The organism is Escherichia sp. 10290 (assembly GCF_030295155.1).
GTDB lineage: Bacteria > Pseudomonadota > Gammaproteobacteria > Enterobacterales > Enterobacteriaceae > Escherichia > Escherichia coli_F.
This window is the reverse complement of the sequence record NZ_AP025743.1, coordinates 58324-76864: the sequence shown is the minus strand read 5'-3', so window position 1 is coordinate 76864 and position 18541 is coordinate 58324. Positions and strand designations below refer to the sequence as shown.

The 18541-nt window shown below is 48.7% G+C and carries 16 protein-coding genes and 1 pseudogene; 8 read left to right on the top strand and 9 right to left on the bottom strand.

The window, feature by feature from the left end; all coding sequences use genetic code 11:
• Nucleotides 1–21: 21 nt before the first annotated feature.
• Nucleotides 22–174 (bottom strand): Hok/Gef family protein, encoded by a 153-nt coding sequence (locus QUE74_RS29065; RefSeq protein WP_001597021.1) that lies wholly within the window; start codon nucleotides 172–174, stop codon nucleotides 22–24.
• Nucleotides 175–506: 332 nt separating this feature from the next.
• Here QUE74_RS29065 and QUE74_RS29060 point away from each other — a divergent pair, with 332 nt between their 5' ends.
• Nucleotides 507–749 (top strand): hypothetical protein, encoded by a 243-nt coding sequence (locus QUE74_RS29060; RefSeq protein WP_000064387.1) that lies wholly within the window; start codon nucleotides 507–509, stop codon nucleotides 747–749.
• Between the two features lie 92 nt (nucleotides 750–841).
• On the opposite strand, the gene QUE74_RS29055 is transcribed toward QUE74_RS29060, so the two are convergent.
• The 3 genes from QUE74_RS29055 to QUE74_RS29045 form a co-directional block, all read right to left on the bottom strand.
• Nucleotides 842–2377 (bottom strand): phosphoethanolamine transferase family protein, encoded by a 1536-nt coding sequence (locus tag QUE74_RS29055; protein ID WP_001317519.1) that lies wholly within the window; start codon nucleotides 2375–2377, stop codon nucleotides 842–844.
• Between the two features lie 199 nt (nucleotides 2378–2576).
• Entirely contained in the window at nucleotides 2577–3032 is a 456-nt protein-coding gene (locus QUE74_RS29050) for a DUF2569 family protein (RefSeq protein ID WP_001205146.1), read from the bottom strand.
• A gap of 87 nt (nucleotides 3033–3119) precedes the next feature.
• Nucleotides 3120–3743 (bottom strand): ECs1377 family protein, encoded by a 624-nt coding sequence (locus tag QUE74_RS29045; RefSeq protein WP_001158020.1) that lies wholly within the window; start codon nucleotides 3741–3743, stop codon nucleotides 3120–3122.
• A gap of 158 nt (nucleotides 3744–3901) precedes the next feature.
• Between QUE74_RS29045 and QUE74_RS29040 the strand changes: the two genes are divergently transcribed.
• Both QUE74_RS29040 and QUE74_RS29035 read left to right on the top strand, forming a co-directional pair.
• Nucleotides 3902–4405, top strand: coding sequence for a thermonuclease family protein (locus QUE74_RS29040; protein WP_000598957.1), 504 nt, complete (start codon nucleotides 3902–3904; stop codon nucleotides 4403–4405).
• A gap of 364 nt (nucleotides 4406–4769) precedes the next feature.
• Complete coding sequence (locus tag QUE74_RS29035) at nucleotides 4770–8861, top strand: autotransporter outer membrane beta-barrel domain-containing protein (RefSeq protein WP_072004513.1); 4092 nt, start codon at nucleotides 4770–4772, stop codon at nucleotides 8859–8861.
• 162 nt (nucleotides 8862–9023) lie between these two features.
• Here QUE74_RS29035 and QUE74_RS29030 read toward each other — a convergent pair whose 3' ends face one another.
• On the bottom strand, nucleotides 9024–9185 hold the full coding sequence (locus QUE74_RS29030) for a hypothetical protein (RefSeq protein WP_001317521.1): 162 nt from the start codon (nucleotides 9183–9185) through the stop codon (nucleotides 9024–9026).
• A gap of 181 nt (nucleotides 9186–9366) precedes the next feature.
• Between QUE74_RS29030 and QUE74_RS29025 the strand changes: the two genes are divergently transcribed.
• The gene (locus tag QUE74_RS29025; RefSeq protein ID WP_000997721.1) at nucleotides 9367–9729 is read left to right on the top strand and encodes a hypothetical protein; all 363 of its coding nucleotides are present in this window, start codon (nucleotides 9367–9369) and stop codon (nucleotides 9727–9729) included.
• A 12-nt stretch (nucleotides 9730–9741) separates the two neighbouring features.
• On the top strand, nucleotides 9742–9933 hold the full coding sequence (locus tag QUE74_RS29020) for a hypothetical protein (RefSeq protein WP_000264906.1): 192 nt from the start codon (nucleotides 9742–9744) through the stop codon (nucleotides 9931–9933).
• A gap of 481 nt (nucleotides 9934–10414) precedes the next feature.
• Here the strand turns inward: QUE74_RS29020 and dqlB are convergent, their stop codons facing one another.
• The 4 genes from dqlB to tnpA form a co-directional block, all read right to left on the bottom strand.
• Nucleotides 10415–10510: a DinQ-like type I toxin DqlB gene (gene dqlB / locus QUE74_RS29015; RefSeq protein ID WP_000609150.1), complete on the bottom strand. Its 96-nt coding sequence runs from the start codon at nucleotides 10508–10510 to the stop codon at nucleotides 10415–10417.
• A 75-nt stretch (nucleotides 10511–10585) separates the two neighbouring features.
• Nucleotides 10586–12157 carry an IS66-like element ISCro1 family transposase gene (locus QUE74_RS29010; RefSeq protein WP_000381395.1) on the bottom strand — a complete coding sequence of 524 codons (1572 nt, stop codon included), beginning with the start codon at nucleotides 12155–12157 and terminating at the stop codon, nucleotides 10586–10588.
• 19 nt (nucleotides 12158–12176) lie between these two features.
• Complete coding sequence (gene tnpB, locus QUE74_RS29005; protein WP_000624622.1) at nucleotides 12177–12524, bottom strand: IS66 family insertion sequence element accessory protein TnpB; 348 nt, start codon at nucleotides 12522–12524, stop codon at nucleotides 12177–12179.
• Nucleotides 12524–13201, bottom strand: coding sequence for an IS66-like element accessory protein TnpA (gene tnpA / locus QUE74_RS29000; protein WP_001339397.1), 678 nt, complete (start codon nucleotides 13199–13201; stop codon nucleotides 12524–12526). The genes tnpB and tnpA overlap by 1 nt, the downstream gene beginning before the upstream one ends.
• A 514-nt stretch (nucleotides 13202–13715) precedes the next feature.
• Between tnpA and trbA the strand changes: the two genes are divergently transcribed.
• The 3 genes and pseudogenes from trbA to trbC all read left to right on the top strand — a co-directional run bounded on the left by trbA (nucleotide 13716) and on the right by trbC (nucleotide 18404).
• On the top strand, nucleotides 13716–15005 hold the full coding sequence (gene trbA / locus QUE74_RS28995) for an IncI1-type conjugal transfer protein TrbA (RefSeq protein ID WP_000121923.1): 1290 nt from the start codon (nucleotides 13716–13718) through the stop codon (nucleotides 15003–15005).
• A gap of 572 nt (nucleotides 15006–15577) precedes the next feature.
• Nucleotides 15578–16120: pseudogene (locus QUE74_RS29765) on the top strand (DsbC family protein); the annotation flags it as partial.
• Nucleotides 16101–18404, top strand: a complete 2304-nt coding sequence (trbC, locus tag QUE74_RS28985) for an F-type conjugative transfer protein TrbC (RefSeq protein ID WP_286332282.1) — start codon at nucleotides 16101–16103, stop codon at nucleotides 18402–18404. The pseudogene QUE74_RS29765 and the gene trbC, both read left to right, overlap by 20 nt.
• The last annotated feature ends 137 nt before the right edge of the window (nucleotides 18405–18541 follow it).

The following is an 18541-nucleotide window of genomic DNA, read 5'->3' as shown; positions in this document are numbered from 1 at the left end:
TTCCTGCCGCCGTGTTGCCCGTTAACGTTTAACTTCGTAGGCTAACGTTGCCACAAGCACTGTGTTTCCCTGCTCGACACGGAATCCGCAAAGCGAATCCCTCAGCATCCAGACAAAACACAGTATCGTCACACAGACGACAATTAACATTGTTAAAAACGTTCGTTGTGGCATCGCAGCCCCTCCATTGCCTTTCGGCCGTCATCGGGCTACTATAATGTTGTCTAGGCATTACAGTGGGCCCTGGGTTGATTGATAAAAAAATCGCCTGGGGCTTTCTGCTGCATGCCGTCCACAAAACGCTTTCAGCATACAGCCTCAAGCGCCCGCCGCTATTCTAATCGATTTTCAGTCTGCCACAATCGTTTTCCACCTAATGACATGTTATGCACAACAGTATTTTTACGGGAAACTACACGGCAAGGATTCCCGGAACACGTTCATTATTTTATGGTTACAGACATCATGTTAAATCCGGAAGTAATAATGACCTGGAAGGAAATACTATGAGTAACGAATATCAAAGCACCAGTATAAACCCGGATGTTTTTGAACAATTTTTTACCCTCCTGAATACACACTGTAAATCATCAGAAGCTGCACTTGCCATGCTGAGTACACTCTGCTACGAACTGATGAGGAGGAGTGGGATCCATTCACTGGACAGCCTGATGCTCAACGGAGAAGGTATATTGATACAATTACAGGGGGCTGATATTCGCGAAAAAACAGGTCAGCATATTCACTGATCCAGGGATGTGCTGAAAACAGTGTCAGCCTGAAATAAACGTTCAATGCCTCATACACATGAGGCATTGAGCACGGTCATAAATAATCTTTATTATTTTTCTGATTCAGCATTTCCGGTCAGTATCGGCTCTTCTGGCAAAGACATTACCGGAACGTCACGTTCACCATTGAATACAGAAACACTTTCAGCGAAATCATTCTGTAACAAAGAAAAACTTAACGGCAGATTTTTGGTTTGTATCCCTGTGATCCATTGAAAAATCTCGGGAAAACGACGTGCACTGATATGCACATGATTGAGGTGGTGCTCAGTAATATCACTGGCCATCATCATGAGAGGTACATCGTATCCCGAACGCAAACCTGGCGCATGATGCACAGGGGTGCTGTCTGAACTGACGGATTGCCCATGATCAGAAAAATACAGCATGGCAAAATCATCACCATGCTCTGTCGTCATGTTATAAATTGCCTGAAGAAACCGATCCAGCTTAAGCAATGTTGATAAATAACAGGATACTTTATTTCCGAATAATTCCCTGAATGGCTGTGCATCATTAAAAAGTCGGTCACAGGGATTAGTGTGAGACCCCAGCATATGAATAAAAATCACTTTTGGAGAAGACGAGTTAACAGCTTCCCTGACATACTGAAGCATATCCTCATCATCAATGCGAAGGGAAGAAGAGCTCCCTTCCTTAAGAAAATGTTTTTTATCCGCATTGGCGGCGATGACAGAAATCAGCGTATCATGTTGCCCTAAAGAGCCCTGATTTGATATCCACCACGTCTCATACCCGGCTTTTCTGGCAAGCGTAACAATATTATTACCCGGATTCCCTGTTTCAGTGTAATCAAGCGTCAGTGTTCTGCTGAGTGAACCTATCGTATTCGGCGCTGCTGAGAAATACCCATTAATAAATATACCCGGAGCAGAATTCAGCCATGGTGTTGTCGGCAAAGGATAGCCATAAACAGAAAGATAATCCCGTCTGACACTTTCACCAATTACGATAATTATGGTTTTATATTTCTTCTCCACACTCACAATATCCCATGAGTCTTTCTGATTGTTTTTCAGCGATTCATATCGCATCATTTCTTCTCTGGTTTCAGCTATCCCCGTCATTACATTCGTAACCATACGTTTTGGCCATGCATTTACTGACAATACGATAAAGAACAACAGAAAGATAAATCCCCGGTGGCTTTTATCACGCTTACGCCAGAACCAGAATGTAAAAGCAGCAATGACCAGCGAAACAATAAAATAAAGAACAGGTATGCCTGTGATAAACTCACCTGCCTCATTTATATTTGTCTGCATTACAGACGCAATAAAACTGTTGTTTATTTTCCCGTAAATCATCCCAACCGGAGCATAGCATGCACTTAACAAAAGAAAGATACAGACACACGTTGCTGAAATAACATTCTGCCGCCCCAACAACAACATCAGGAACAATATAAGCACATTCCCCAGGGTGTTTTTCACTGTATATCCGCAGCACCATGTAACAAGCACAGAAAACAACAGATAAATCAGTGACTCTTTGCACCACAACATAAAATAAAACTGTTTTGCTCTCTCAAAAGCATATTTTGATTTTTCTTTAATACAAGACACGCCAGTCATTTTCCTGTACAAACACAGACAATCATTTCAACGCATGGATATTTATATGAAACAGCTCACAAAAACATCCTGTTCTGTCCAGCAAGATTGACATATTATCAGGTTCTGTGTTTACAGCAACTGCTCCCCGAACCAGATTATTCGCATAACCCGATGAAGGCCTCATAACCATAAAACACTCAGAATACATTTAGTTAACAAAAATATGTCTTGCCCTCCCGGAAAGGCAAACATACGAAAGAGAAAGCATGGCTATAATAATATCAATCAAAATATACTCAATCTTTCCGGTTGTCATACACTCAGCACCGACAACATAAAGACAATAAACAAAAGTGATAGCATAGTGCGATATATAAAGGAGATGAATAGCCAGAAGTAATTTTCCTACCACTCTTTTTCGTTTAAAGAAAGAATAAATGAATAGCAAACATAACCCTGACAGAAAAAGAAAGGTAGCAATGGAGATTATAAAATACTCCGTCACCTGTGAATTCTCACCCAGAGATGAATACAGCGAATAATATGTAGTTGTGAGATTAAGTCTTGTTATCAATATATAAACAACTGATAATAGTATAATATAAAGAATCAGACCAAATCTGTTTTTCTGCGCTCCGGTTAATACTTCTGATTTATCTCGCATAAAATATCCTGTCTGTAATCTGTCCCGGTAAACAATGGTAAATTTCAGAATCAGTGCGAATACGGTAACAAAGATTCCTCCTGTGCTTTAAAGTGTGTAGGCAGAAACCAGTCTGGTGGTTCCGGTCAGGGAGTCTGATACCTCAACTTCCCGGGTGACTATCACCATACCTGACTGACGCAGTCTCTGCACATCAGCGGCAATTCGCTGAGTTCCCAGCCAGAACAGGCCATCCAGTGCCGTTACCAGCAACCCGCTTTCCAGCGCCAGTTTCAGCCGTGCCGTCGGGACTTTAACCTGCCCGGCGATATCAGTAAAACAACGCGTCGTCATGCCATAGCAGTCCATCCGCCGTATTCGCGTCGCAAGACTGTAGCTGAAACAATCCGGCACGCCGGATAAGTCATTCTGCAGACTGTATACACATCCCCGCTGCCGCCCGTTGAACAGGGCTTTTTTCTGACTGAGCAACCATTCCCGACGCAGAGTGTCAATCATCTGCGGTGTCCGGGTTAACAGCAGACGAAACGGCAGCTCAAAACTGGTCACATAATCAACATTCAGTAATGCTGTCCGCAGTCGCTCCCTGGCACCTGCCCCGGTCTCCCGGCATTCACGCATGACATCAGCCCACTGACGCATCAGTCGTGGAGACTCATTCCTGGCCCTGAACTGATATTTCTCAATATGATAATCAATACGTTCCTGCATATCGCCACCAGATATCTGTTGTTTACCCAGACACAGTGATTAGCCTACAGGAATAAATATCCTCCGTGAAGCCAGGTGCCTCAGAAGATAAAAACATGTATTTTTTCGACGCGTAATATTAACGTCATCCCCATAAAAATAAATCAGGAAAATATAAAATGATAAAATATATATTCGCACTCACTCTTCTGCTTTCCGGTTCTGTCTGTGCCGTTCAAATTCAGGGACTCGTTATTCGTGTGCTGGACGGTGATACTCTGGAGATATTACAGGCCCGGCACCCCGTGAGGATTCGTCTTGTGAATATTGATGCGCCGGAAAAGAAACAGCCTTTTGGACGCTGGTCAATGAATCAACTTAAAAGCCTTGTGGCAAATACGCCCGTAACCGTGACATACACACAGACAGACCGCTACGGGCGTATTCTGGGACGGGTATATACCGAAGACGGCATGGAAGTTAACCGCTGGCTGGTACAGCATGGTGCAGCCTGGGTATATCCTGATTTCAACACAGATTACACCCTGCCGGCATACCAGAGAGAGGCCAGAACAATGAAGCGGGGTCTGTGGGCAGATAAAAAACCTGTTCCTCCATGGCTGTGGCGAAAAGAAAATAAAAATGACCACACAGAATTACAAATAAACAACATCTTACCGTAATATGTATTTTTTCTGCTGCATTATCTTCCCTGTTTACAGTCAGCAAAAAAACGTCCGAAGCAAAACAAACACGAATAATAAACCTGCCCGATGCATCCATTACAAAAATGAATCCTTCCTCTTATGGAAAATACAGTAACCACAATGAAAAATAAACAGATAAAGATGATACTTATCTCACAAGGAAAAGCCCCGGCAAAAACATAAGATTCACTTAACTTTTTCACCTTGTAGAATCTTCTTTTTTCATGGACATGTTATTTTGTTGATTTTAAAATATCAAAATGGGTGAATGTATCACATCACTCATAAAGTGGATATTATCACGAAACTATCTATTAAACAGCAGATTAGCAGATACAACATGAATAAAATTTACTCACTAAAATATAGTAGCCTTACTGGTGGGCTTATAGCTGTATCAGAGTTAAGTAAAAAAGTTAAAGGAAAAACAGGCAGAAAATTAATGACTGCTTCCGTTGCTTTATCTGTGAGTCTTTCAGCCTTACCCGCAGAGGCATCAACGGTCAGCGCTGAAATACCATATCAGACTTTCCGTGATTTTGCTGAAAATAAAGGCGTATTTACACCTGGTGCAACCGGAATTGAAATAAAAGACAAAAATGGAAATGCAGTTGGTACGCTTGATGTGCCAATGATTGACTTCAGCAGCGTGTCTCGGCGGGGCTCACTGACCCTGTTGTCGCAGGGATATGGTGTATCAGCAAAACACGGAGGCCTTGGTGATGTAAACAATGCCAGTTTTGGCTATGATAAAAATAATTATACTGTAGTAAAGAACAACAAACATTCGGGCCTTGATTTTTCTCTGCATCGGTTCAGCAAACTCATCACAGAGGCTGCACCTGCTGATATAAATATATCCGGACAACTTAGTGATTCGTCACAGTATACTGCTTTTTACAGAGCAGGCGCTGGCACACAGTATATTAAAGAACGCTCAGGTAAACAGACTCATATCCCGGGAACATTTTTAACTGGTGGAACAGTAGGCACCCCATGGTATTCAGGAAATAATTTAATATCAAGCTCTCCAGGTGACACCTATAATAAATCACAGGGACCATTAGCCAGTTATGGGCAGATGGGTGACAGCGGGTCGCCATTATTTGCTTATGATTCTCTCAGTGAAAAATGGTCTCTGGCTGGAGTCACCCTGCATAATAATGGTGTTAATGGCCAAAAAAACAACTGGTTGTTATTACCTGAAGATTATATTAAAAATATTATTACAGCCGATTTCGATCCCATTATTTCATTTAATAAAAACAGTAAAGAACATATGTCATGGACATATGATGCAGCCAAAGGCGTGGGCCGTATTCAGCAGGATGACCAACAGTTTGTGATGCATGGTAACCTGAATGGTAATCTGAATGCAGGTAAAAATCTTTATTTTACAGGCGAAAATGGCATTATTGATTTAAAAGATAATGTTAATCAGGGGGCCGGATATCTTCAGTTTGCTGATGATTATACAGTAACAACGAGCAATGACAGTTCATGGTCCGGAGGAGGCATTATTGTCAATTATGGTACAACTGTAAAATGGGGTATAAACGGGGTTTCCGGAGATGACCTTCATAAAGTTGGGGATGGAACGCTTATTATTAATGGCACAGGGAAAAATGAAGGGGGACTGAAGATTGGGGCTGGTACTGTAATCCTTGAACAAAAAGCGAAAAACAACGATTCAACGGCTTTTTCTTCCATTAACATCAGTGGGGGAAACTCGCGTGTTAAACTCTCAGGAGATAATCAGATTATACCTGATAATGTTTCCTGGGGATTCCGGGGTGGATATTTAGATATAAACGGAAAAAACACAGAGTTCTCCCGCTTACAGGCTGTTGATTATGGGGCTGCAATTATTAACAGCAGCACAGACAAGTCATTATTGACTTTAAATCTGTCACCATTGAAAAAAGATGAAATAGCTGTAAGCGTGAAGGCGTTAGATATGAACGCCATCTTTCAGGGGGGACACGGGACAGCCGGAGATTTGTATAAAACAACTTTTTACGGTCCGACACAGTATTATCTGCTGAAAAAGCCCAAATTTGGCAGTGTGCTGATGGGGTCACTGAAAAACACCAGCGAATGGCAATTTGCAGGAACAGACCTGAATCAGGCCGTTGATATGGCAAAGAATAATAAACTGACATCAAGTGCACAGGCTTCATATCTTTATCACGGTAAGCTCCTGGGGAATATGGATATTGTCATTCCGGAGCTTACAGGCAATGATATTTTAACGCTTGATGGTTCTGTCAGTATATCAGGAGATATGTCAAAACAGGACGGTGCTCTTATCTTCCAGGGACACCCGGTTATTCATGCAGGGCAAACTGTTTCTGCATCGCAGAGTGACTGGGAGAACAGGGAGTTCTCACTCAACAATCTGAATCTTAATAATGCGGACTTCAGTCTGTCCCGTAATGCATTTATGAACGGGAATATCAGGGCCGTTAACCAGAGCACTGTTATTATCGGCGGAGATACAGTCTTTACTGATAAAAATGACGGAACAGGTAATGATGTCATCAGTGTTGAAGGGAAATCTGCTGCCGCAGGAACATCCTCCTATACAGGGCATATCACTCTGGAGCAAAAATCAGCACTGGATATCCGCGATAATTTTCGTGGCGGGGTTACGTCTGAAGACAGTCATATCAATGTTTCTTCATCTTCAGTCCTGTTCTCAGATGCATCGTCATTTATAAACAGCTCCCTGAATATTCATAAAGGAGGAGCGCTGACCGCTCAGGGAGGGCTGTTTACAAGTGGAAGCATTGATATTGGTGACGCTTCCCTTCTGCTTACCGGTACACCAGTGAATTCAGATGATGCTGCTTTTTTACCGACCATCAATATGGCTGATGGCGGATTTAACCTGATGTCTGATTCATCAGTACTGAAAGCCAGAGACCAGGCATCTGTTGTTGGTGATATTATTTCTGATAAACAGGCCACAATCAGCTTCGGAACTGAATCAGGTAAAGAGGGCATATTGTCTGAGAAGGCATCCCGGGGACTGGCGGTCGGATTACTGAGTGGTTTTAATACGGCATACCGCGGTGCAATTCATGCCCCGTCTGCATCTGCCACTGTGAACAATACCTGGTGGCAACTGACAGGAGACTCCTCACTTCGCTCGTTAAAAAATACCGGAAGCATGACATATTTTACAGGAAGTGCAGCGAATAAAGCATTCCATACACTGACGGTTGATGAGCTGACGACGAATGGCACTGCGTATGCCATGCGTACGGACCTGAAAAATGCGGATAAGCTGGTAGTAAACAAAAAGCTGTCAGGTAAGGACAATATTCTGTTGGTTGATTTTCTGAACAAACCCTCCGGAGAAAAACTGGATATTGAACTGGTGAGTGCACCGGGGAACAGCAGTAAAGATGTCTTTAAAGGAAGTGAACAGGCGATAGGTTTCAGTAATGTAACGCCGGTCATTACAACCCGGGAAACCGATGACAAAATAACATGGTCACTGACAGGCTATAACACGGTTGCAAACAAGGAAGCAACCCGGAATGCCGCCGCCCTGTTCTCTGTTGACTATAAAGCGTTTCTGAACGAGGTCAACAACCTGAACAAACGTATGGGGGACCTGCGTGACATCAACGGCGAAGCCGGTGCATGGGCACGCATCATGAGCGGTACCGGCTCTGCCAGTGGTGGTTTCAGTGACAACTACACGCACGTTCAGGTCGGGGTCGACAAAAAACATGAGCTGGACGGACTGGATTTGTTTACCGGTTTCACTGTCACACACACTGACAGCAGTGCCTCCGCCGATGTTTTCAGTGGTAAAACGAAGTCTGTGGGGGCTGGCCTGTATGCTTCCGCCATGTTTGATTCCGGTGCCTATATCGACCTGATTGGCAAGTATGTTCACCATGATAATGAGTACACTGCAACCTTTGCCGGACTCGGAACCCGTGATTACAGCACGCATTCATGGTATGCCGGTGCAGAAGCGGGCTACCGCTATCATGTCACTGAGGATGCCTGGATTGAGCCACAGGCTGAGCTGGTTTACGGTTCTGTATCCGGTAAACAGTTTGCATGGAAGGACCAGGGAATGCATCTGTCCATGAAGGACAAGGACTACAATCCGCTGATTGGCCGAACTGGTGTGGATGTGGGTAAATCCTTCTCTGGTAAGGACTGGAAAGTGACAGCCCGTGCCGGTCTGGGCTACCAGTTCGACCTGCTGGCTAACGGCGAAACCGTATTGCGGGATGCATCTGGTGAAAAACGCATCAAAGGTGAAAAGGACAGCCGTATGCTGATGTCCGTTGGCCTGAATGCAGAAATCAGGGATAACGTCCGCTTTGGACTGGAGTTTGAGAAATCCGCCTTTGGTAAGTACAACGTTGATAATGCAGTCAACGCTAACTTCCGTTACTCGTTCTGATACTCCGTATTCAAAAGGGCCTGCGGGCCCTTTACGCTCAGTGCCTGCCGCCCTGATATGTCTGAGAGACATTTCCGGGATGTCTGTCGACTGGTTTACTTAACTGCGATGGTTAAAGCTGGCAGTAATGCCGGCTTTTTTACGGTCGCACACGTCTTCCTCTCATCCGGAACTGTGATACAAATCCTGCATACAGGATTGACCGCCGGTTCCTGCAAATGGCACATTTTCAGTAAGATAGCGAAGGTTACATTCCCCCGTCATGTGTGGCACAGCTGTCACCGGGAAAGAAACGGAAAGCACATGAAAAACATCAAAACTCACACCGGACTCCTTATCCACAAAGAACAAACGCGGCGCGTTCGTCTTCATGAAACACCCACTGCCTGGTGCCACACGCACCGGGAATGCTACAGCAAAACGACCGGTCGCCGCTGCGGCAGCCCTGACAGTCTCAGCAGGCTGATTCTGAGCAGCATTCAGCCCATAGAATGAGATAACCCCTATGAATGATGGCAGACAGACGCCTCCGCCCCCCGAGGCATGGAAAATCCGGTTTCTGGCGAACGGTACACCCGGCACATGGTTTTACACCGATGACGCAGCCGTCACAAAAGAATGGCTGCGGGCACATTGTGACGATGTGGAAGTGATCCCCCTGTGCCGTATGCATGACGGTCCCGTTTTCCGGGAACACCATATAAATGAACTCAGCGCCGCACTGGCCAGAATGCTCCATATGCACCACATACTGCTGGAACGAACCCGGTACAGAGAAAATATCCATGATGCAGAATGTATTCGTGAAATCCACGAAGCCCCCCTGCAGGCTATCGGCATCCTGGAAAAATACAAACGCACAAAATAATAAGGCTGTTCTATGTGGATCCTGATTTTCTGGCTCTCATCCCCCTTTAATGTCTCCTCCGGCGATGCCCGGCAACCCACACTGGCTGTTCACAGTCAGGCGTTCCGTACTGAAAAAGCCTGTCGGGATGCCTTCACCGCGCTGAAAAAAGAAAACGTGGGGGAATTTGCTCTCCGTGGCGTCTGCGTCCCCGCCGGAGAATAAACAAGACATGCGCAACCGGAGTCCGCTATGACATCCCCGGACCTTATACAAGCTGATCTGCACCGAATGTCCTGGTCTCAGCTGGCAAAAGCCGCGGAAGAGTCGACAGTACATCATGATTATGCCCGGGCGTTAATATTGTGGCGGCATGCATATCATGCCGCCACGCTGACTATTAATAAAAACCTGGCAACCGCTAAAATCAACTTCTGTGCTAAGCGCATTCTGATGCGTAATCAAATGAGCAAAATAATCAGACATACAGACACAGACGAAAGACTCTTCCGTCTGAGTAAACACCATCATTTATATGAGAAAAAGAAAACAAAAGAGGGATGACAATCCCATGATATGGGAAAAACTTGCCATGCTTACTGCAGGTGCATTTTTGATACTGGCAGTCCTGTGGGGGTAATAATATCCTGTTTATTAAAGGGCAGAAGGCGGTGCCCCTCTGCCCTTAAGTACGTTTCCGGGATTATCAGTCAATAAGTTCCCGGAACAGTTCCAGAAGAGCTATCACTGCATTGACCACAGCAACAACTGCCCTGAGAACGATGATTAACAGGTTAATCATCCGTTTCTCCGTCAATGGAGGAAATCACTGTTGTTTACTCTTACAGTAAGCGACTCGTCAGAACCGTATTGATATTTACTGAGAGCTCAGATCAACTTTCCAGGGCAACAGATCGCGTACCCGGTTTGCCGGCCAGTCCTGGATATGTTCAATGACGTAACGCAGCCACTTTTCTGGCTCCACATTGTTCAGACGGCATGTGCCGATCAGCGAGTACAACACCGCCGCATGTTCACCACCGCTGTCGGAACCCGCGAACATCCAGTTTTTCCGGCCTACGGCCACTCCCCGTAAGGCGTTCTCTGCGATGTTGTTGTCGATTTCCACCCAGCCATTACTGCAGTACACGTTCAGTGCATCCCACTGTTTCAGCAGGTATGCGAACGCTTTTGCCGTATCTGAGTGACGCGACAGTGTTTTCATCTGTTGCTGTATCCAGTCATACAGTGACTGCATCAGTGGCGCGGCTCTGGCTTTTCTTGCCGCCAGACGCTGTTCTGCTGAACAGCCCCGGACCTCTGCCTCGATGGCATACAGTTCACCGATACGCTGCAGGGCTTCCGTGGTGATGTAGGTGGGCGCTCTTGCATGCACATCGTGGATTTTTCTCCGGGCATGAGCCATACACGCGGCTTCCGTTATTCTGCCGGATTCGTATAACGCCCGGTAACCACCGTAAGCATCGGCCTGAAGCACACCGCTGTAACCGGCCAGGTGATTTTGTGGATGGATACCTTTCCGGTCCGGACTGTACGCGAACCAGACCGCCGGGGGCATCTGTGAACCGGCGTTACGGTCATCACGGACGTAGACCCACAGCCGGGCTGTCCGGGTTTTACCGCTGCCCGGCTCCTGGACCGGGACGGGGATATCATCAGCATGGACTTTACCGGGCATCAGCACATACTGGCGCAGGACGTCATACAGCGGCTCCAGCAGTTCAGCAACAGCACCTGTCCAGCGCCCCAGTGTGGCACGGCTCAGCTCCACTCCCTGACGACGGTATATTTCTGACTGGCGGTATAACGGCAGATGGTCTGCATATTTCCCGGTGACAACATGGGCCAGAAGCCCCGCTCCGGCATAACTGCGTGCAATGGGTTTTGAAGGTACTGGTGCCTGCACGATATGGTCGCACCGGCAACAGGCCTGTTTCGGACGTTGTGTTTCGATAACCTTAAAGGCGCTGCTGATAAGCTCCAGTTGCTCTGACACATCACATCCCAGAGAACTGAGTTCACCACCACAGGCAGGACAGCATTCCTCTTCCGGCCGGATAACCCGGGTTTCACGGGGAAGTGAGGCCGGTAACGGTTTACGGGCTGAAGACTGGCGCAGGGCGGATGGCAGTACCGGGTCATATTGCTCACCCAGCGTTTCCGCCATTTCTTCCTGAAGTGCGCTGATTCGCTCCTGTGCTTCCTGTATCTGCCGTTCGGTTTTTGCACGAAGTTTTTCTGAGCTTTTACCGAACTGCATACGTTGCAGTTTCGCAACCAGCGCCTTCAGCCGGTTGATTTCGGAAGCATAAGCCGCCACCCGCTGTGAGAGCAGGCGGTTGTATTCAGCCATCTGGCGGATGGTGTCCTGTTGCGTCTGCAACAGTGCCCGCAGGCGGGCGTTCTCATGAGCAAGTGAGGTGTCCATATCCTCACTTTACAACGGGTTATATGCGGATTCCAGCGCGTTCCGTTCGTTTCGGGTGCTTCCAGTTGATACCTTCAAGAAGCATGGATAACTGAGCCGGAGTAAGGTGCACCTTGCCGTCACGGGTGACTGGCCAGACGAAGCGGCCCCGCTCCAGGCGTTTGGTGAAGAGGCACAGTCCGTCACTGTCAGCCCACAACACTTTTATCTGGTCACCCCGACGTCCGCGGAAGATGAACAGGTGTCCGGAGAACGGGTCATCCTTCAGGACGTTCTGAACTTTTGATGCCAGGCCGTTAAAGCCATTTCGCATATCGGTGATACCTGCAACCAGCCAGATACGCGAACCTGCAGGGAGAGATATCATCAGTGGCTGCTCCCTTTTATTTCGCGGATAAGTGTCTGTAATAACGCCGGCGTCAGTTTACCTTTAAGCCTGAGAGTTCCGGCCGGCAGAACCAGCTCACAACACAGACTGTCGGACGGTGTATTTATCTGCTCTGGTTCCTGTGCGGGGGCCGGGATTTTATTATCCGGCTCCGGCGTTAACGTCACGGGAAGCAGTGCCGGCATATTTTTTCCGGAAGGCAGCAGGCCACCTTTCCGGTATTGATGGCGCCAGTTGAAGAGCAGGTTATCGTTGATTCCGTTTTCCCGGGCGATCTGCGCCACACAGGCTCCGGGCTGCAGTGACTGCTCCACTAAGGCGATTTTAAACTCATAAGGGAAGTTGGGCCGCCGGGGACGTTTTTTTACCACGGGGGCTTCGGATATAACGGTGCTTTCAGGACGTACGACTGGTACCGTGGAAAATTGTCCGTAAAGGCAGGCATCAAGTTCCTGCTCCGACATGCCTGCGGGCAAAGGCCACGAAAGGCCAGCTCTCCGAAAGCGCACGAACATACTACAAACTGTTGATTTTGGTACACCCAGGCGACGCCCGGCCACAACCCGGGGTAAATGTTCTTCAAAGTGAAGACGTAAAGCTTCAGTGATCCAGGTCCGGTGTTTCATACGATAGTGTCCATTAAAAATGATGGACATTATTTTTGTAGAGCCGGAGGAAACAGACCAGACGGTTTAAATGAGCCGGTTACCTCTTACATTGCCTGTCACAACAGCTCTTTCATTGTTAGATGTAAAGTGATTTCTCTCCAGCCAGAGCACTGAACACAGCACCACCTGTTCGATCAGCCAGGACTTAAAATCTCGCGTTCATCGTCCCATTGGAGATCACGGCAGAAGCATCACCAGACAGAGCTAACGGAGCGATTATAGTCATTTTTCTGATTGCAAAAAAGAGAAGCGCAGCCTACTATGATGGTGTTAGATGTAGAGTGATTTCCCTTTCGGTCAGAGTCACCAACTCCGCCCCGGAATCGCAAAAAAACCGACCTCACCAGTCGGTTTTTTTGTGCCTGTCTCTCACTGCCTTCTGCTGTTCCTGTGAAAATACCCTGGTTATTTCATCCCTGCCCGGTCATTACCGGCGATTGTTCGCATTAATTCCACTCAGCCTCATCCCGAAATTTATCTATTTATCGATGGAGGAATCCCCGTGTCTTACCAACAGACGTCTGCCGCCGAAGATCCAATGGCTATATGGTATATCGTCGGTGCCATATGCCTGCTCTTTGCGATTATCATCTGGCGCTTTTTACCTGAAATCGTCTTCGCCTCCTGCCTGATCCTGCACACACTGTGGGGCATGATTGACTGGGGGCCCTTTCACAACTTTGCCGCCCCCCGTTACAACCTGCTGGCCATCACTGCTAACAACGCGGCAACCATCACTTTCAGCCAGTGGCTGGATGTTATGTCCCGGACAGTGGGGATCCTCTGGTTGATTCTGCTTCCCATGACATTCGGCTTTCTGTGGATGTGGTTTCACCATCCGGCCCAGCCCCGTTTTACCCGCAGGCCACTGAATATCCACACACTGCCCCATATTTTTTCAGCTCTGTCACCGGCGATCGCCCCCGTTCTGGCTGATGGAGACAACAACAGACTCTTCCACGGACAAAAACGTCCCGAGCGCCGTGTCGCACTAACCCCCGAAGCCTTTGTGGAGCAGAACAACCTTATCCGCAACATGCAGCTCGATGTTGCGTCCACACGCCAGTGCTTCATGGCGCAACTGGGGCAACCACTGACCAGCTGGAAAGACATGGCCCCACATGAAAAAGCGCTCTTTGCCATCTTTGGCCTGCAGTTCTTCCTCGGTGACCGGAAAGCAGCGGTAGCCCTGATGAACAACCTCAATCTCTCCTGCAGGCTCAAAAGTAAACGGGACCAGGGGCGTTTCAGCACGCCGGTGTATTCACTGGCCAGAAACGCCTTTATCCGGGTCATCAAAACAGAAGGCGCACAAAAGTGGCTCAGGCAGCACCGTTACGTTCGCAGCGGTCTGGTCTGGCTTTACGCACATGATTTGCGCCTGACGCCTCCGAACTGGCTGTGGCTCAAGGGCGTTGACCGGACGCTCTTCTATGCCCTTCACCGGGCAAACACCACAAAAGGCTTCATCGAAGGGGCCGGCGTGGTGGCCGTTGCCCGGGCAGAAAATGAAGCGTGTCGTCTCGGCCTGCCCTGCCCGGAACCCTGTGTGGAAGAAGCCATTGAAGGGCTGCGGCAGGACATGCTGAGACTGGGGTTGATATGGGACGAACCTCAGCCAGACCGCGATCGCAGACGTCAGATAAGGACCCGCTGGTCACTCACGGATGACGTGATACCACGCCGCCATGATAACGATGAAGGCTCAGATACTGGTGAAACCACCGAAACCACTGAAACCACTGAAACCACTGAAACCCGGCATCCCGCCGACAAGGAAAAAGCACAATGACCATCCGCTACACTGCAACACTGAACAATAAACACCTGTCCCTGACCGCCCTGTACCCTGACGGTGGTCAGGAGGTTATTGCCATCCTGCCGGTTACAGAACTGGGCGCACTGATTAACCGTAATAACAGGCTGATGCACCTGTCCTTCAGCACCCCTTTTCGTGAAATAACCGAAACACTGCTTGTTGATACCGTTGATACTGAACGTCCCGGACATCACATCGGCAGAATGCTCTCCGCGATTGACAGCTGTCTGAGCGCGGCATATGCAGAACTTCCTGCCCGGAAAACCAGCTTCATGAGAGGGCTGATATACGGTGCAGGATTAGTGCTGGCACTTCTGACAGCGGTAACAGCCGGATATATTTTACTGAAACCGGACAGCGATTCCCCTCTCAGGGTACCTGTCACAGAATCCGTAACAGAAACAGCACCATTACACATCGACAAGGAAATTGTCCGGTCAGTAGCCCCGTCAGAGACGAAAAATGAAATCGTTCACCCGGCACCACAGGAAATGCAGGAGACATCCGCTACCCCGGCGATAACAGCAGACAAAAAGACTCTGGTCGCTGAAGCCCGCCGTAATCTGGCCACTGTACTTAAACGCAACGCGGACCGGGGTATGTTCACCATTAATCTCTCCACTGGTCATGAACGCACACTCTACGCCTTCCTTGACCCCGCATGCATCAACTGCCGTCTTCTGGAGCCCGCGCTTAAGCAACTGGCCCGGGAATTCAGCGTGGTGATTTATCCGGTCTCCGTAATCGGCGGAGAGGCCAGCACAAACCGGACTGCGCCACTGCTGTGTGAACCGGACGCACAAAAACGGGCGACCGGATGGCATCAGCTGTATTCCGCAGACGGTGGTATGGCACCCACCGGCGATGCACCGGCTGCACCGGATGAAAAGTGTCTGACCGCTGCTCGTGCTGCCATCGATGTCAATAACCAGGCTTTCCGCCAGTTCGGTTTTGGCGGTACCCCATGGGTGTTATCCGATACCGGCTGGCACCTGCCGTCCGGCATCCTGAAAGACGCCACTACCGTCAGCCTGTTCCTGAAAGCCACAGATACCGAGGATAATCACAATGAGCCAGCATCACGTTAATCCTGACCTCATACACCGCACGGCCTGGGGAAACCCGCTGTGGAATGCACTGCACAACCTGAACATCATTGGTCTGTGTCTGGCCGGCAGTATCATTACGGCCCTGATATGGCCACTGGCCCTTCCTGTCTGTCTGCTGTTCACCCTGGTCACCTCCGTGATATTCACGCTGCAACGCTGGCGATGCCCCCTGCGTATGCCCATGACGCTCAGCCTTGATGACCCCTCCCAGGACAGAAAGGTCAGGCGAAGCCTCTTCAGCTTCTGGCCCACCCTGTTTCAGTATGAAGCAGATGAAACATCCCCCGCACGGGGGATTTTTTATGTCGGTTACCGCCGTATCAATGATATCGGTCGTGAGCTCTGGCTGAGCATGGATGACCTCACCCGGCATGTCATGTTTTTTGCCACCACCGGTGGCGGTAAAACAGAAACCACCTTTGCCTGGCTGCTCAACCCGCTCAGCTGGGGAAGAGGCTTTACCTTTGTTGACGGAAAGGCACAGAACGATACCACGAGGACAATCTGGTATCTCTCCCGACGTTTTGGCCGGGAGGATGATATCGAGGTCATCAACTTCATGAACGGCGGAAAATCCCGCAGTGAAATCATTCAGAGCGGCGAAAAATCCCGCCCACAGTCAAACACCTGGAACCCGTTCGCATTCAGCACAGAAGCCTTCACCGCCGAAACCATGCAGTCCATGCTTCCCCAGAACGTTCAGGGGGGAGAATGGCAGTCACGGGCGATAGCCATGAACAAAGCCCTGGTCTTTGGCACAAAATTCTGGTGCGTCCGGGAAAGAAAAACCATGTCCCTGCAGATGTTACGGGAGCATATGACGCTGGAAGGTATGGCAAAACTCTATTGCCGTGGGCTTGATGACCAGTGGCCGGAAGAAGCCATCGCACCACTGAGAAATTACCTGCAGGACGTTCCGGGATTCGATATGTCACTGGTGAGAACGCCGTCAGCATGGACTGAGGAGCCCCGTAAACAGCATGCTTATCTCTCCGGTCAGTTCTCGGAAACGTTCACAACCTTTGCCGAAACCTTCGGGGACGTCTTTGCGGCAGATGCCGGCGACATCGATATTCGCGACAGTATTCACAGCGACCGCATTCTGATTGTGATGATCCCTGCACTGGACACATCGGCCCATACCACGTCGGCACTCGGTCGTATGTTCGTCACCCAGCAGAGCATGATCCTCGCCCGTGACCTGGGCTACCGCCTGGAAGGCACAGATGCACAGACCCTGGAAGTCAAAAAATACAAAGGCAGCTTCCCCTATATCTGTATCCTTGACGAAGTCGGTGCCTACTACACAGACCGCATTGCTGTGGAGGCCACCCAGGTACGTTCACTGGAGTTTTCCCTGATAATGATGGCGCAGGATCAGGAGCGAATTGAAGGGCAGACCTCCGCCACCAACACCGCCACACTGATGCAGAACGCCGGCACCAAATTCGCCGGACGCATTGTCAGTGACGACAAAACGGCAAGAACGGTGAAAAATGCCGCCGGTGAAGAGGCTCGGGCCAGAATGGGCAGCCTGCTGCGCCACGATGGTGTGATGGGTGAGTCCTGGGTGGACGGTAACCAGATCACCATCCAGATGGAAAGCAAAATCGACGTGCAGGATTTGATCAGACTGAATGCCGGTGAATTCTTTACCGTTTTCCAGGGGGATGTGGTGCCGTCAGCCTCTGTGTATATTCCGGACAGCGAGAAAAGTTGCGACAGTGATCCGGTGGTCATCAACCGCTATATTTCCGTTGAAGCCCCCCGGCTGGAGCGTCTCCGCCGTCTCGTCCCCAGGACAGTGCAGCGCAGGCTCCCCACACCGGAGCATGTCAGCAGCATCATCGGTGTACTGACAGCAAAACCATCCCGTAAACGTCGTAAAAACCGTACAGAGCCTTACCGTATCATTGATACATTCCAGCGCCGGTTGGCAACAGCGCAGACATCACTGGATCTGCTTCCGCAATATGATACAGATATCGAATCCCGGGCAAACGAACTGTGGAAAAAGGCTGTGCACACTATCAATAACACAACCAGGGAAGAACGCCGGGTATGTTATATCACACTGAATCGTCCTGAAGAGGAACACTCCGGTCCTGAAGATATACCTTCAGTGAAGGCGATTCTGAATACTCTGCTCCCCCTGGAGATGCTGTTACCTGTACCGGATCTAACTGCATCCCCGCCCCATAAAAAAAATGTCGCTCAGACACCATCAGGTGGAAAACAAGAGAGTCGTAAAAAAAGATTCTGATAACACCTGTATGGCTGATTTTAATAACAACCTTAATAACAACCTTTACGCGATTATTAATCTCCTCCGCTCACCATAGTAAGCGGAGGATTCAGGATTTCAATCCATCATCAGAGGTACAATAAATGTGTATTAGT